The organism is Streptomyces sp. NPDC052052, from assembly GCF_040680455.1.
Taxonomy (GTDB): domain Bacteria; phylum Actinomycetota; class Actinomycetes; order Streptomycetales; family Streptomycetaceae; genus Streptomyces.
Genome location: NZ_JBFAWU010000017.1, coordinates 146,095 through 160,004 on the forward strand (window position 1 = coordinate 146,095; position 13,910 = coordinate 160,004).

The following is a 13,910-nucleotide window of genomic DNA, read 5'->3' on the forward strand; positions in this document are numbered from 1 at the left end:
GCAGGTGCCGCACGGATCCAAGCGGAAAAGTGGCGCGGGGCCCGAGCAGAAAAGAAAGAAGGGACGCCGAAGCGCCCCTTGTGAATCGTGTGCTGTGCTCTGGTGCAACTGTTCTGGTGCATCGGCGCATGACGGATCACGGACATGTCACAGACGTGACAGACCAAGAGCAATGATCTTCAATGATCCGGCGACGATCCGGGGGAAGATCTCGGACGGCTGACGCGGACAGCCCGACCGGCCTGGAGGGCCATCGGTCAGGTCAGTACCGGCTGCGCCTGAGATACGTCGATGTCGATGCTGTCGAGCAGCGACTCTTGGTGCTGGGCGGCGGCATTGAGAGCGTCGTTCTCGTGCTGGATCCGTACGAGCTCGGATTCGAGGTCCTGGACGCGCTGCTGGAGCCGTCGCATCTCGGCGAGGAGTCGCGGATCGGAACCGCCGACGTAACCGAGAAGCGCCTTTGCCATGATGGATGGTCCTCCACACTGAGTGACCGACCGATGCGGTGTGGGTCGTGAGGGAATCGCACCCGCGGTGTCCGGTAGTGCTCTGTACTCACTGCTGTTCTGCTGCCCAACAGCTCCGCCGAACAGTTCAGGTGCGCGGGGATTTCAGCGTCTCACCAAAAAGTTTGACGGTCAACACGATCACACCCCGTAGAGCGAGGCGGCCCCGGGCGCACGGCTTGACGATCATGCGGCGCGACTCTCCTGCGGGGCCCTCGGGGGCATGGAGATCATTCTTGATGTCGCAGCCTGGCACGCCAACCGATTCTTGGCAACCACCCGGTCAATTCGCAGGTCATTTCATGTGTCCGCAGATGAGCGACCACCCCGTCGCTCTGCGCCGCCCACCGAACACCAATCGAACGCAGCCCCCGTGACAGCGGCGTACCGAGCCCGTGTCAGCGGATCGCGAAGCCGTCGTATCCCCCGCGCGGCGTGTCCCAGATCTCAGTAACTCCGTCGACGTGCCCGGGTGTGTCGTCCGAACACAGCCAGGCCAGCAGGCGGTGGCAGTTCTCGTGCTGTCCCTCGGCCACGACCTGCACCCTGCCGTCGTCGAGGTTGAGGGCGAATCCCGTGAGGCCGCCGATCTCCAGAGCCTGCGCCCTGGTGAACCAACGGAAACCCACTTGCTGCACTCGGCCACGCACCCAGGCGGTGAGCCGCACATCTTCGTTCATGTCCGAACGCTATCGGCCCCAATACTCCGGGGGCACATCCTGCCGACAGGGCATGCACTACAGTCCCCTGGCAACGACCTCACTCCATCGGGTGAAGTGCGTTGAAACCGAAAGCAACGTCCAAACCGTCAGGAGGGCTCAGCAGATGGGACGCCACCGACGCTCCGCCGAACCTCCTGCCGCTGAGCACGGCGGAGCGGGGGACTCGCGTCGGCACCGGGGTGCGCGCCGCAGGGCACGGTCCGCGACGGCTGCCCGTACGGGGCTGATCGGCGCGTCCGCGGCCCTTGCCGTGGGCGCCGTGGCGGTGGCCTCCGGGCTGCTGCCCGGCGGCGGTGGCTCCGGCGACGGAGGCAGTACGGCTGCCGACCGGATCCGCACCGAGTCGGCGCCGGATCTGCTGACCCAGGGCGAGTCCGGCACCCCCGCGGCCGGCAGCGGGACCGGACGCACCGATGGGCCGGCGAAGGCCTCGTCGACGTCCCCGTCGAAGTCGACCGCTGGGGCCGAGCCGTCCCGCTCCCCGACGTCGTCCGCGTCCGGTGCGGCGGGCGCCGGGAAGAGCACCGCCCCGGCGGCGGCCGGGAAGTCGTCCGCGGCCGCGACGGCTGCGGCCTCCGCTCCGGCTTCCCGGACCTCCGCGGCGCCGTCGTCGTCGGCCGCCTCCGCGCAGGCCGCTGTGCTCGCCCTCGTCAACCAGGAGCGCGCGAAGGCCGGCTGCAGCCCGCTCACCGCCAGCGCCTCGTTGACCTCGCTCGCCCAGGACTTCAGCGACGACATGGCTGCCCGCGGCTTCTTCGACCACACCGACCCCGATGGGCTGTCCCCCTGGGACCGCGCCGCCAAGGCCGGGATAGAGGGGCTCGGCGGCGAGAACATCGCCCGCGGCCAGGCCACCGCGCAAGCGGTGATGGACTCCTGGATGAACAGCGACGGGCACCGCGCGAACATTCTCAACTGCGACTACAGAACGCTCGGCGTCGGCGTGCACCGCGGCGCGGGCGGCCCCTGGTGGACCCAGGACTTCGGCTTCTGAGACGTCCGCGGACGAGGTCCTACCCGAGCCCGGTGGTCCGGGACGGGGAGACCGTGCGCGGCGGGCGCTGGCAGCGCGGGCAGAAGTAGCTGGAGCGGTTCATCCACGGGCGGCGGCGCATCGGCGTGCCGCAGCGGTGGCAGGGCTCGTCCTCCCGGCCATAGGCGTCGAGTGAGCGGTCGAAGTAGCCGGACTCGCCGTTCACGTTGACGTAGAGGCTGTCGAAGCTGGTGCCGCCCTGGTCGAGCGCCGCTGTCATCACGTCGCGGACATGGCCCAGCAGCTCGGCCGACTTCGGACGGGTGAGGGTCGCGGTCGGCCGGTCGTAGTGCAGTTTGGCGCGCCAGAGCGCCTCGTCCGCGTAGATGTTGCCGACTCCGCTGATCAGCGTCTGGTCGAGCAGGGCGCGCTTGACCGTCGTGCGGCGCAGTCGCAGAGCCGCGTGGAACGCCGTGTCGTCGAACGCCGGGTCCAGGGGGTCACGGGCGATGTGTGCGATGGTCTCGGGCAGCCCGTCGGGAGTGTTCTCGTGGACCGAGAGCCCGCCGAAGGTCCGCTGGTCCACGAAGCGCAGCTCGGTGCCGAGTGAGTCGGCGAAGCGTATCCGGATGCGCAGGTGCTTCTCGTCGGGGGCGTCCTGCGGCTGCACGAGCAGCTGGCCGCTCATGCCGAGGTGGCCGAGCAGCGAGCTGGACGCGTCGTCCAGCGGCACCCACAGATACTTGCCGCGGCGCATGGCCGGTCCGAAGCGGGTGCCGTCGAGACGGGCGGCGAAGTCCACACCACCCGCGAGATGGCGGCGGATCGCGCGCGGGTGCAGCACCTCGACATCACCGACCGTACGGCCGGTGATCCAGCGCTCGAGACCGCGTCGTACGACCTCAACCTCGGGCAGCTCGGGCACGGTGTCGCTCCTGGGTGGGACGTAGGAAGTGGGACGTGGAAAGTGGGACGGAGGAGGTGGGTCGGAAGGAGACCGGGGCACCGGGAAGAGTGCCCGGGCGCGGAAAACCCCTCGGTGCGCAGGGCACCGAGGGGTTCTCGGGTCAGGCCGAAGCGGCGTCCGTGGACGACGCGGGGTCGGCAGGGGTGTCGGCGGCCCCTCCGTCGGCAGCGGCCTTCGCCGCGGCCTGCCGCGCCTCCGCGGCGGCACTGATCTCGCGCCAGGCGGACTCCGCCGCCTGTTGCTCCGCTTCCTTCTTGCTACGGCCGGTGCCGGTGCCGTACGAGACACCACCGACGCGGGCGGCAGCAGTAAAGGTCTTCTCGTGGTCCGGGCCGGTCTCCGTGACGAGATACTCGGGCACGCCGAGGCTCTCGCTCGCGGTGAGTTCCTGGAGGCTGGTCTTCCAGTCCAGGCCTGCGCCGAGGTTCGAGGACCTGTCGATCAGCGGGTCGAAGAGCCGGTGGACCAGCTCCGAGGCCGCGCTGAGGCCTTGATCGAGGTAAACCGCGCCGATCACCGCTTCAAGGGTGTCGGCGAGGATGGACGCCTTGTCCCTGCCACCCGTGCCCTCTTCACCGCGGCCGAGCCGGATGAAGGAGCCGAGTTCGAGGCCGCGGCCCACTTCCGCAAGCGCACGCGAGTTGACCACCGCGGCCCGCAACTTGGCCAGCTGGCCTTCGGGCAGGTCGGGGTGGGTGCGGTACAGCGTGTCCGTGACCACCAGGCCGAGCACCGAGTCCCCGAGGAACTCGAGCCGCTCGTTGGTGGGCAGACCGCCGTTCTCGTATGCGTACGAGCGATGGGTCAGCGCACGCACCAGAAGGGCGGACTCGAGGTGGTACCCGAGCCGCCCTTCCAGAAGCGTGTGGGGCGAGGCTGTGTTGACGTTGTCTGCCTGCTTCTTGGCGTTGGACAACTCAGACATCGGGCCTCTCACCAGCCGCTCAGACCTCGAGAACCTGGCGCTTGTTGTACGTGCCGCAGCTGGGGCACGCGATGTGCTGCAGCTTCGGCTCCTGGCAACGCTCGCACGAAACCAGGGTGGGGACCGCAGCCTTCCACTGCGACCGGCGGTGGCGCGTGTTGCTGCGCGACATCTTCCGCTTCGGAACAGCCACGGCTACTTCTCCTGCTTCTCGTCGACGCCCGCTTCGGCGCCGCCCATGTTGTCCTTCTCGCCGTCCTGAACGGTGTCGGCGAGTCCTTGCAGTGCCGCCCAACGAATGTCGACGGCATCGTGATGGTGTCCGGGGTTCTCGTCCAGCCTGATTCCGCATTCGGAACACAGACCGGCACAGGACTCCCGGCACACCGGCTGCATCGGCAGTGCGAGCACCACCGCATCGCGCAGCACTGGTTCGAGGTCGAACAGGCCGTCCTCGATGAAGAGCCTGTCCTCGTCGTCCTCGGCGTCGTCGGCCGGTTCCGCCTTGGGGCGGCCACGGTCGTCGGCGTCAGGGTACGAGAACAGCTCCTGGAAGTCCGCCACGACCTCTTGGTGCAGCGGCTCCAGACACCTTACGCACTCCCCCTCGGCCGACGCACGGGCGGTGCCTGTGACAAGCACCCCTTCCATGACCGATTCGAGGCGGAGGTCCAGCTCCACGGGTGCGCCTTCCGGCACCCCGATGACCCCGTCGATGCCCAAGGCCGGTGAACCGGGTGCGTCCACCGAGCGGGTCAGCCGCTGGAGGGCACCGGGACGCCGACCCAGCTCGTGCGTGTCGAACACGAGGGGGTTTCGGTGGTCGAGGTGGCCGTTCAGGGCTTTTCCTGCTTTCGAGATCATGTGCATCACACATCGTGGGGAGGGGCTGACCGGAATCGGATTCGAAACGGGCAGCCGGGATCGCGGCCATACGCGCGACCGAAGAGCCAGGATACTTGACGCACCGCTCAGCTCCCAATCCGGTTCGAACAGCCCTCGGTCCGGCCCGGTCCGGTGCCGCCTGGTCCGGTCCGGCCCGGTCCAGTGCACCCGGTTCCGGACCGTCGGGAGGCCCCGGCCGCACCCCGCCCGGTCAGCGCTCCTGTTCGTACCGGCGGAGCTGGTCCAGGTCGATCATGCTGGTGTCGAACAGGCTGGTCTCGTCGAGGGCGCTCTCCCCCTGCGGCTGGAGCGCGGGCGGGGCCTGCATCGGCTGCTGCTGCCAGCCGTCGTACCCGTGGACCGGGGCCTGGGCCGTGGCCGGGTCGTATCCCTGCTGCTGGTAGGGGTCGTACTGCTGCTGATAGCCGTAGGCGTCCTGCTGCGGCTGCTGGTAGGCGTACGTCTCGGCGTAGCCCGGCTGGGCCTGGGCGGGGAAGTGCGGCTGGGTCTGCTGGTGCACCGGCTGCGGTTCCGGAGCGGTGGACTCGGCGAGGCCGGCCCAGTGGTCCTCGTCGCTCAGGTGCACCGGGTTGCCCGCCGCGTCCTGGGCGGCCACGAGCGCGCCGAGTTCGTCGGTGGGAACCCGGCCGTGCAGCTTCTGCCGGCCGCGGCCGACCGCCTCCAGGGTCTTGGCCAGCACGGCCTCGAAGGCGCCGAGCTTGGTGTCGACGTACTCGTCCGCACGGCGCTGGAGCGTGGCCGGGTCGGTGCTGCGCTCGGGGGCCTCGGCGAAGTCCGGGTCCTCGTACCCCTGCTCGTCGAAGGCCTGGCCACGCCCGAGGAGCTTCTCGCGGCCCCGGTCGACGGAGCCGATGGTCTTGGTGAGGACGACCTCGAAGTTGGCGAGCTTGCTGTCGACGTACTCGTCGGCCTCCGCCCGGACCTCCTCGGCCTCCCGGCGGGCCTCGCCGAGAATGCGGTCGGCCTCGCTGCGGGACTGCCTGACGACCTCGGTCTCGGAGATCAGTGAGGCGCGTTCGGCCTGTGCGCCCTCGATGATCCGCTCGGCCTCCTGGCGGGCCTGCTGGACCATCTGCTCCTGGCCGCCGATGAGCTCCTGGGCCTGGGCGAGCGAGCCGGGCAGGGCCTCACGCACCTCTTCGAGCATCGCGAGCAGCTCGGCGCGGTTGACCACGCACGAAGCCGACAGGGGCATGGACCGGGCGCTCCCGACCGCCTCGACGATCTCGTCGAGCTTCTTCTGCACGTCCACCGTGTGCTCGCCACTCTCTACAGCTGATTGGAGACGGACGGGACGACTGTACGGCCAGTCGGCACCCACCCGACACCCGCCGGCGGGCCGTCAGTTCCTCAGCGCTGGGCGAGACGCTCGGTGAGAGCCTCGTGGACCACCGGGGGCAGCAGGTGGGAGACGTCGCCGCCCCAGGTGGCGACCTCCTTGACCAGGGAGGACGACAGGAAGCTGTACGTGGGGTTCGTCGGCACGAAGAGCGTCTCGACGCCGGAGAGCCCGTTGTTCATCTGGGCCATCTGCAACTCGTAGTCGAAGTCGCTGACGGCCCGCAGGCCCTTCACGATCGCCGGGATGTCGCGCTGCTTGCAGAAGTCGACCAGAAGGCCGTGGAAGGACTCGACCTGGACGTTGCCGAAGTCCGCGGTGACCTCACGGATCAGCTCGATCCGCTCCTCCACCGTGAACAGCCCCTTCTTGGACTGGTTGATCATCACCGCGACGTGTACGACGTCGTACAGCTTCGAGGCGCGGCCAATGATGTCGAGGTGTCCATTGGTGATGGGGTCGAAGGACCCCGGACAGACGGCGCGGCGCAACTTGATTCCCTCGCTCTCCGGTCCGGTCATCGTGCGTCTTCGCACGTAGAGGCGGCGCGACCGTACCAAAGGGTTCCCTCGCCGTAGCGACGGGCCCGTAGTGGCTCGAATCCCTTGGGCCAGCTGAATTCTCCGCCTCTGGTGCTGCGTTCCACGGTGACGAGGGCATCGCCCGTGAGCCACCCCTGAGCACGGAGTGTGAGGAGGATCTCGCCAAGATCGTCGTCGGTCACTGCGTACGGCGGGTCCAGGAACACCACGTCGTACGGCTCCGCGGGCGCCGGACCCGTCACGATCTGTTCGGCTTTGCCGGTACGGACTTCGGCGCCGGGCAGGCCGATTGCACGGACGTTGTCCCGGACGGTGCGGACGGCCCTGGGGTCGGCCTCGACGAGCAGGGCATGGACCGCGCCGCGGGAGAGCGCCTCCAGACCGACGGCGCCCGAGCCCGCGTACAGGTCCGCGATACGAATGCCCTGAAGGCTGCCCAGGAGGGCTTCCCAGGTGGAGAAGAGGCCTTCGCGCGCACGGTCGGAGGTGGGGCGGGTGCCGTTGCCGGGCGGAACGGCCAGGCGGCGTCCACCGGCCGAGCCGGCGATCACGCGGGTCATGGGTGTCTGGTCCTCGGTTCGTGGGCGGCCCGCAGGGAGCTGCGGCGCCGTGCCACCCACGATATGGCGTCGTCAGAGTTGGGGCCCGCGCACCCGTCGGCCCCTGCCGGTCCTTGTCGGCCGTTGTCAGCCCTTGTCGAGGTACTGCTCGCGTTCCTTGTCGAGCAGTGCGTCCAGCGCGGTCCGCAGCGCGGGCAGGTGTTCCAGCTCCGGGTCGGCGGCGACGACCTCGGCGGCCTCCTCCCGGGCGGCGGCGATGACCTCCTCGTCGTCGATGACGGTGAGCATCCGCAGCGACGAGCGGACCCCGGACTGCGCCTGCCCGAGGACGTCCCCCTCGCGGCGCTGTTCGAGATCGATCCGGGAGAGCTCGAATCCGTCGAGGGTGGCGGCGACGGCGGAGAGCCGGGCACGCGCCGGGCTGGCCTCGTGGGCCTCGCTGACCAGCAGGCAGAGTCCGGCGGCGGAGCCACGGCCGACCCGGCCGCGCAGCTGGTGCAGCTGGGACACCCCGAACCGGTCGGCGTCCATGATCACCATGGCGGTGGCGTTGGGGACGTTGACGCCGACCTCGATGACGGTGGTGGCGACGAGAACGTCGACCTGGCCCGCGGCGAAGCGGCGCATCACGTCGTCCTTGTCGTCGGGGTTCATCCTGCCGTGCAGCACCTCGATGCGCAGACCGGCGAGCGGGCCCCGGGAGAGCTGTTCGGCGATCTCCAGGACGGCGAGCGGCGGCCGCTTCTCGGCATCCTCCTCGGGCGCCTTCTTCTTTCCCTTCCCGCCCGCCGCCTCGTCCTCGGCGTCGTCGCCGATGCGGGGGCAGACCACGTAGGCCTGGTGCCCGCTCTCCACCTCCTCCCGGACCCGTTCCCAGGCGCGGCTGAGGAAGTGCGGCTTGTCCTTGGCGGGGACGACATGGCTGGCGATCGGCGAGCGGCCGGCCGGGAGCTGGTCCAGTACGGAGGTCTCCAGGTCGCCGAAGACGGTCATGGCGACCGTGCGGGGAATGGGGGTCGCGGTCATGACGAGGAGGTGCGGCGGCTGCTTCCCCTTCGAGCGCAGCGCGTCGCGCTGCTCCACCCCGAAGCGGTGCTGTTCGTCGACGACGACCAGACCCAGGTCGTGGAACTGCACCTTGTCCTCGATCAGCGCGTGGGTGCCGATCACGATCCCGGCCTCGCCGGTGACGAGGTCGAGGAGTGCCTGGCGACGGGCCGCCGTCCCCATGGAGCCGGTGAGCAGCACCACCTTCGTGCCATGCTCGGAGCCGCCCAGCATTCCTCCCTCGGCCAGCTCGCCCATCATGTCGGTGATGGACCGGTGGTGCTGCTGGGCGAGCACCTCGGTGGGCGCGAGCATGGCGGCCTGCCCGCCCGCGTCGACCACGCCGAGCATCGCGCGCAGCGCGACCATGGTCTTCCCGCTGCCCACCTCGCCCTGGAGGAGCCGGTGCATCGGGTGCTCGGCCGCCAGGTCGTCGAAGATCTCCCCGGAGACCTTCTGCTGCCCTTCGGTGAGGGTGAAGGGCAGCTTGGCGTCGAAGGCGTCGAGGAGGCCGTCGGGCCGCGGTCTGCGGGCCACGGCCGGCAGCTGGGTGTCGGAGTACCGGCGGCGGGCCAGGGCGACCTGGAGGACGAAGGCCTCGTCCCACTTCAGCCGGTCCCTGGCCTGTGCGATGTCCTCCTTGGTCCGGGGCCGGTGGATCTTCAGCAGCGCTTCCGGGAGCGGGATGAACCCACGGCCTTCGAGCAGCCTGGGCGGCAGCGGGTCGACGGCCTCCTGCGCGCCGGGGAGCACGGTGTCGACGGCCTTGGCGATCCGCCACGAGTCGAGCTGCTTGCACGCCGGATAGATCGGCAGCAGCCGCCCCGCGAAGGCGTCCACCGCCTCGGTGGCCTCGTCGGTGTCCTCGACGTCCAGCAGCTGGTAGGTGGGGTGGGCCAGCTGCATCCTGCGGTTGAAGACGGAGACCTTGCCGGCGAACATGGCGCGCCGCCCCGGCAGCAGTTCCTTGTGCGGCTTGTGGACTCCATGGCCGAAGAAGACCAGCTGGAGGCGGCCGCTGCCGTCGGTGAGGGTCACTTCGAGGCGCTTGCCCCGGCCGTTGTTGAACATCATGACGCGGGCGTCGGCGACCTGGGCGACGACCGTCACGTGCTCGTCCAGAGGGAGGTCGGTCAGCGCCGTGAGCCGGCCACGCTCCTCGTACCGCCGCGGGTAGTGGTGCAGCAGATCACCGACCGTGTGCAGGTCGAGGTGGTCGGCCATCACCTTGGCGGTGGCTCCGCCGAGCAGCTTCCTGAGGGGTTCATCGAACGCAGACACGCGATCCATTGCACACCACACCACTGACAGATGTCCGGCGGGCACCACCCGGAACCCCCGAATCCGCTGCGTGTACCAGGCCCGCACGGCCAGGGTCCGGCGTCCGTGGCCGCTCCGTCCGGCGCGTCGCGCGGTCCGGCCCCGTGGGCTCGGGACCGGCCCCGGCCCGCACCTCCGGCACCCGCCCGGCTACTCCACCCCGACCAGGAGCGGGGCGCACTGGCGGCCGCCGCGGTACACCACCGTGTCGACCGCCAGATAGCCCTCGCGCACATGCTCCTCCAGCACCTCGGCCAGGGAGTCGGGGACGTCCTCGCCCAGGACCAGGGTGACGAGTTCGCCACCGGCCGAGAGCATCCGGTCCAGCACCTTCCGGGCCGTTTCCGGCACGGCCTCGCCGATGACCGCCACATCGCCGTCGATCAGACCGAGGACGTCGCCGGCCTGGCAGATGCCCGCCATGGTCCAGGACTGCCGCTCGGCGACGGTCAGTTCGGCGTACCGGGTGGCGCCGGCGGCGGCGGTCATCGCCACCACGTCCTCGTCGAAGCTGCGGTCGGGTTCGTGGACGGCGAGGGCGGCAAGGCCCTGGACGGCGGCCCGGGTCGGGATCAGGGCGACCCTGATGCCTTCGGCGCGGACCTGTTCGGCCGCGGCCGCCGCGGTGTGGCGCAGCTCCGTGTCGTTGGGCAGCAGGACCACCTCGCGGGCGTGCGCGCGGCGGATCGCGTCGACGAGTTCGCCGCTCGCGGGCGGCTCCCCGGGGCGTGCCAGGACCGTGGTGGCCCCGGCCTCCTCGCACAGCCCGCGGAGCCCGTCGCCGGGGACCACCACGACGACCGCGCGCTGCACGGGTTCGGCGGGGTGGTGCACCCGGTCCGCGTCGAAGTGGGTGATCCGGATGCGGTACGGCCGTCCGGCCTCGATTCCGGCCTCCACCGCCGCACCCGCGTCGTCGACGTGCACATGGACGTTCCACAGCCCGTCGCCGCCCACCACCACCAGCGAGTCGCCGAGTCCGTCGAGCCGGGGCCGCAGCCGGTCGACGGCTTCGTCCGTGGCCTCCAGGAGATAGACGACCTCGAAGGCCGGCCCGTCCTGCGGGCAGTCCTCCGACGCCGTGACGACGGGCACGGGCCCGGTGCGCGGGCGTTCGGGCGTCTGCCCGCCGACCGCTTCGACGAGCGCCCCGAGCACCGTCACCAGGCCCCGCCCACCGGCGTCCACGACGCCCGCCCGCCCGAGGACGGCCAGTTGTCCGGGGGTGGCTTCCAGTGCGGTGAGCGCCCCCTCGTAGGCCGCGCGTGCGACCGCCCGGGTCCCCGCGTCGTCCCCGGTGCGTCCGGCGGCCCCGGCGGCCGCGTCGGCCACGGTCAGCACGGTGCCCTCGACGGGGTGGGCGACGGCGTCCCGGGCGGCGACGGCGGCCGTGGTGAGCGCCCGGCGCAGATGGTCCGCGTCGTGTCCCTCGGCCAGTACCCCGGCCATCCCGCGCAGCAGTTGGGCCAGGATCGTGCCGGAGTTCCCCCGGGCGCCGATCAGCGCTCCGTGCGCCATGGCCCGTACCGCGTCGGCGGTCAGGGGGACGGTGGCCTCGGTCTCATGAGCGGCGAAGACCGCTTCGACTGCTTGGGCCGCCGACTCCAGGGTCAGGTAGAGGTTCGTTCCGGTGTCGCCGTCGGCGACGGGGTACACGTTGATCGCGTCGATCGCCTCGCGCTCCCGGCCCAGCGCCTGCAAGGCCAGTGAGCACCAGGTACGCACCGCGACGGCGTCCATGTCGTCGGCGGGCTGCGGCACCTGTCGGTCCTCCTCGAAAACGGCCGTGGGCGGCCGGCTGCACCGCAGCGTAGCCGCGTGCGTCCGGTTCGGCGGGGACGGGGGCGGAGCGGGGGCCGGCGAAACCCATGGTAGTTTCGTTGTGTCGGAGCAGCCGTTGTATGCTGCTTCGGTTGCCCGGCGAGAGTCGGGCCATTCCTTCGGTGCCGCCACTTCATTCACCATGATTCCGGCGCGCCGGAATTCACTGTAAGTGCATCTGAAGTCTTTGGAGTGACCCGTGGCTGCCAACTGCGACGTCTGCGGCAAGGGGCCGGGCTTCGGCAACAACATTTCGCACTCGCACCGCCGTACGTCTCGTCGCTGGAACCCCAACATCCAGCGCGTGCGTGCCGTGGTCGGTCGGACGCCGAAGCGGCTCAACGTCTGCACCTCGTGCATCAAGGCCGGCAAGGTCGCGCGCTGACGTTCCCGTCGTAGCGCAGCCTTCCGGTTGCCCGAAAAGCCGGTCCATCTCGGTGGACCGGCTTTTTGTTGTGCCCTGCACCGGGATCTCGTGCTCTCCGGGTTCCGGGCGGTGACGGCGGTCAGCACGCTCGCCCCCCGTGCACACCGGGCGCCCGCATCGGCTTGGGGCCGGCCCGGCGGCCCGCACCGCCACCGGAACCGGATCCGGCGACGGTGAGCACACGGCGGGCGCGGCAGCGGACCGAGGCACAGGCCGTGATCCGCGGTCCCGACAGGTGACGTCCGCCCGTCGAGGAGCGGCGGGCAGGGCCCGCCGGAGCCTACTGGGCGTCCTCGATGTCCCCGAAGTGGTCCCAGCCGCCCTTGCTGGTCCAGGGCGCCCCGTCGACCGTGACCTGGGGCAGCGCCGAGGGATTGAGCACTTCCCCGATCACCTTCCAGCGGGCGGGCAGCTTCACGTCCGGCGGGAAGGTGGCGACGATCGCGTGGTCCTCTCCCCCGGTCAGCACCCACTGCAGCGGATCCACGCCGACGGCCTGCCCGATGTCGGACATCTGCGACGGGATGTCGACGAGTCCGGAGCGCAGATCGATCCGGACCTTGCTGGCCTCGGCAATGTGCCCCAGGTCGGCGACGAGTCCGTCGCTCACGTCCGTCATCGCGGTGGCGCCGAGTCCGGCGGCGGCGGGGCCTGCGTGGTAGGGCGGTTCCGGACGCCGGTGGGCCTCGACAAAGGCGCGGGGCGAGCGGAAACCGCGGGAGAGCACGGCGTAACCGGCGGCGGACCAGCCGAGCCAGCCGGTCACCGCGACGACATCGCCGGGCCGGGCGCCGGAACGGGTGACCGGTTCGTGGTTGCGCAGATCACCGAGTGCGGTGATCGAGACGGTGATCGTCCCGCCTCGCACCACATCGCCGCCGACCACGGCCGCCCCGGCGACCTGGCACTCGTCACGGAGGCCGTCCATCAGCTCGGCGGCCCAGGTGACCGGGAGTTCGGCGGGGACGACCAGGCCGAGCAGCAGCGCGGTGGGCACGGCGCCCATGGCGGCGATGTCCGCGAGGTTCTGGGCGGCGGCCTTGCGGCCCACGTCGTACGCCGTCGACCAGTCACGGCGGAAGTGTCGTCCCTCCACCAGGATGTCCGTACTGGCCACGACCCTGCGGTCGGGAGCGGACACCACCGCGGCGTCGTCGCCGGGGCCGAGCCGTACCGCCGGAGTGGTGGTGAGCCGGGAAGTCAGCTCTCTGATCAACCCGAACTCCCCCAACTCCCCCACGGTTCCCTTCACCGAGTCTCACCTCTCATCCATCGTCCCGGACGTCCGTCCGGGCTGCTTCAGCGGCCGGGGACCCGGACCGTGGACCGGCCGCCGCCGCAGGGAGCAGTCTGCACCGGTTCTCATCGGCGTGTCTGTCCCTCGTTCGCACCGCCGCACGTGCGGTCGCGGGCCGTCATTGCTGTCGGTACTGTCAAGAGTTGCGTCAACGTGCCTTGTACGTACGCCACGCTGTGGACGTCAACCGTCCCGTAGTCTCCCCGCGGCCCCCGGCAACGCGATACCGTGGCGTCCCTTTCCCCCACATGATCCTCGTGGCCGCCCTGGAGGTTCCGTGGTACAGGCGTACATCCTTATCCAGACAGAGGTGGGCAAGGCGTCGACCGTCGCCGAGACCATCGCCAAGGTTCCGGGAGTGATCCAGGCAGAGGACGTCACCGGTCCCTACGACGTGATCGTGCGTGCCCAGGCGAACACGGTCGACGAACTGGGCCGGATGGTGGTCGCCAAGGTCCAACAAGTGGAAGGCATCACCAGAACCCTGACCTGCCCGGTCGTTCATCTGTAGTCCCCGTCTACGCTGGGCCGGTGACTTCGACGCGCCGGCTCGGC

15 protein-coding genes and 1 pseudogene are annotated in these 13,910 nt (G+C 70.4%); 3 read left to right on the top strand and 13 right to left on the bottom strand.

Annotated elements, in window-relative coordinates; all coding sequences use genetic code 11:
* Window positions 1-257: 257 nt before the first annotated feature.
* On the bottom strand, window positions 258-470 hold the full coding sequence (locus AB0L71_RS21510) for a hypothetical protein (protein WP_365245229.1): 213 nt from the start codon (window positions 468-470) through the stop codon (window positions 258-260).
* Window positions 471-907: 437 nt separating this feature from the next.
* Window positions 908-1,189, bottom strand: a complete 282-nt coding sequence (locus AB0L71_RS21515) for an acylphosphatase (RefSeq protein WP_365245232.1) — start codon at window positions 1,187-1,189, stop codon at window positions 908-910.
* 145 nt (window positions 1,190-1,334) lie between these two features.
* Between AB0L71_RS21515 and AB0L71_RS21520 the strand changes: the two genes are divergently transcribed.
* Entirely contained in the window at window positions 1,335-2,225 is an 891-nt protein-coding gene (locus tag AB0L71_RS21520) for a CAP domain-containing protein (RefSeq protein ID WP_365245235.1), read from the top strand.
* A 19-nt stretch (window positions 2,226-2,244) separates the two neighbouring features.
* Here the strand turns inward: AB0L71_RS21520 and mutM are convergent, their stop codons facing one another.
* The 9 genes from mutM to AB0L71_RS21565 form a co-directional block, all read right to left on the bottom strand.
* Window positions 2,245-3,129 carry a bifunctional DNA-formamidopyrimidine glycosylase/DNA-(apurinic or apyrimidinic site) lyase gene (mutM, locus tag AB0L71_RS21525; RefSeq protein WP_365245238.1) on the bottom strand — a complete coding sequence of 295 codons (885 nt, stop codon included), beginning with the start codon at window positions 3,127-3,129 and terminating at the stop codon, window positions 2,245-2,247.
* 142 nt (window positions 3,130-3,271) lie between these two features.
* Window positions 3,272-4,096 carry a ribonuclease III gene (gene rnc / locus AB0L71_RS21530; RefSeq protein WP_365245241.1) on the bottom strand — a complete coding sequence of 275 codons (825 nt, stop codon included), beginning with the start codon at window positions 4,094-4,096 and terminating at the stop codon, window positions 3,272-3,274.
* Window positions 4,097-4,115: 19 nt separating this feature from the next.
* Complete coding sequence (gene rpmF, locus AB0L71_RS21535) at window positions 4,116-4,289, bottom strand: 50S ribosomal protein L32 (RefSeq protein ID WP_003965982.1); 174 nt, start codon at window positions 4,287-4,289, stop codon at window positions 4,116-4,118.
* Window positions 4,290-4,291: 2 nt separating this feature from the next.
* Complete coding sequence (locus AB0L71_RS21540) at window positions 4,292-4,960, bottom strand: YceD family protein (RefSeq protein ID WP_365245244.1); 669 nt, start codon at window positions 4,958-4,960, stop codon at window positions 4,292-4,294.
* A 232-nt stretch (window positions 4,961-5,192) separates the two neighbouring features.
* Window positions 5,193-6,254, bottom strand: coding sequence for a cell division initiation protein (locus AB0L71_RS21545; protein WP_365245247.1), 1,062 nt, complete (start codon window positions 6,252-6,254; stop codon window positions 5,193-5,195).
* 98 nt (window positions 6,255-6,352) lie between these two features.
* Window positions 6,353-6,832, bottom strand: coding sequence for a pantetheine-phosphate adenylyltransferase (coaD, locus tag AB0L71_RS21550; protein ID WP_365245344.1), 480 nt, complete (start codon window positions 6,830-6,832; stop codon window positions 6,353-6,355).
* A 26-nt stretch (window positions 6,833-6,858) separates the two neighbouring features.
* A complete protein-coding gene (rsmD, locus tag AB0L71_RS21555; protein WP_365245250.1) occupies window positions 6,859-7,443 on the bottom strand; it encodes a 16S rRNA (guanine(966)-N(2))-methyltransferase RsmD in 585 nt (194 codons plus the stop codon).
* A gap of 126 nt (window positions 7,444-7,569) precedes the next feature.
* The gene (gene recG / locus AB0L71_RS21560) at window positions 7,570-9,780 is read right to left on the bottom strand and encodes an ATP-dependent DNA helicase RecG (RefSeq protein WP_365245253.1); all 2,211 of its coding nucleotides are present in this window, start codon (window positions 9,778-9,780) and stop codon (window positions 7,570-7,572) included.
* 180 nt (window positions 9,781-9,960) lie between these two features.
* Window positions 9,961-11,571, bottom strand: coding sequence for a DAK2 domain-containing protein (locus tag AB0L71_RS21565; protein WP_365245256.1), 1,611 nt, complete (start codon window positions 11,569-11,571; stop codon window positions 9,961-9,963).
* A 259-nt stretch (window positions 11,572-11,830) separates the two neighbouring features.
* Between AB0L71_RS21565 and rpmB the strand changes: the two genes are divergently transcribed.
* Window positions 11,831-12,016, top strand: coding sequence for a 50S ribosomal protein L28 (rpmB, locus tag AB0L71_RS21570; protein WP_030928661.1), 186 nt, complete (start codon window positions 11,831-11,833; stop codon window positions 12,014-12,016).
* 101 nt (window positions 12,017-12,117) lie between these two features.
* Here the strand turns inward: rpmB and AB0L71_RS21575 are convergent.
* Window positions 12,118-12,278: pseudogene (locus AB0L71_RS21575) on the bottom strand (bifunctional hydroxymethylpyrimidine kinase/phosphomethylpyrimidine kinase); the annotation flags it as partial.
* Between the two features lie 60 nt (window positions 12,279-12,338).
* On the bottom strand, window positions 12,339-13,310 hold the full coding sequence (locus tag AB0L71_RS21580; protein WP_365245259.1) for a thiamine-phosphate kinase: 972 nt from the start codon (window positions 13,308-13,310) through the stop codon (window positions 12,339-12,341).
* 322 nt (window positions 13,311-13,632) lie between these two features.
* On the opposite strand from AB0L71_RS21580, the gene AB0L71_RS21585 reads away from it, so the two are divergent.
* Window positions 13,633-13,866: an Lrp/AsnC ligand binding domain-containing protein gene (locus tag AB0L71_RS21585; protein WP_365245262.1), complete on the top strand. Its 234-nt coding sequence runs from the start codon at window positions 13,633-13,635 to the stop codon at window positions 13,864-13,866.
* The last annotated feature ends 44 nt before the right edge of the window (window positions 13,867-13,910 follow it).